Below are 579 nucleotides of genomic sequence, written 5' to 3'. Positions count from 1 at the left end.
AATGAATAGAATATACAATTTTATCGTGGTATTTTAATTATATAATTGTATTAGAAAGTAGGTACTGATTTTGAAAAAATGGATTTTGTTGAATGAACAAGAAAAAGAGAATGTTTGGGATAGATTTTATGATGAGTTTGCCTTTAATCCTAATATAGATGGTGAGCAGTCATTTAAATTTTCTCGTCCATATATTGCTTATGATATATCTGATTGCTTTGAAGAAAAATGGACTGATGAAGATTATAATAATTTTGACGAAGAAATATTAAGATCTCTTATTGCGTGTACAAAAAGGAATGAATATATATATGCGTTAGATTGGCAACATGACAGCTATTGGATGAACCCCAGATTAGACTTAAAAGAAGATGATGATCAATGGGAAATTCCATTCATCCCAAATGGAGATTACTATTTCTTTTTACAGAAAGATTTTAGATGGGGTTACTTAGGGCATCCATGGGAAAAAGTTATTTATATTTTCGGAGAAGAATTAATTGAGAATTTTAAAGAATTAAGGACTAGTCTATTAAAAAAAATCACTGACGAAGTATAACTTTTTACTTCCTAAATCGA

Annotated in this window: 1 protein-coding gene; it reads left to right on the top strand. The window is 28.5% G+C overall.

From position 1 onward, the window contains the following. The first annotated feature begins 70 nt into the window (after positions 1-70). Positions 71-559, top strand: coding sequence for a DUF2716 domain-containing protein (locus SB773_RS29950; RefSeq protein ID WP_410593818.1), 489 nt, complete (start codon positions 71-73; stop codon positions 557-559). Positions 560-579 lie beyond the last annotated feature (20 nt).

Source organism: Bacillus sp. SIMBA_074 (genome assembly GCF_046534555.1).
In the GTDB taxonomy this organism is placed as follows: Bacteria; Bacillota; Bacilli; order Bacillales; family Bacillaceae_G; genus Bacillus_A; species Bacillus_A mycoides.
Note: the sequence above shows the minus strand (reverse complement) of the source record. Positions and strands in the feature narration are given on the sequence as shown.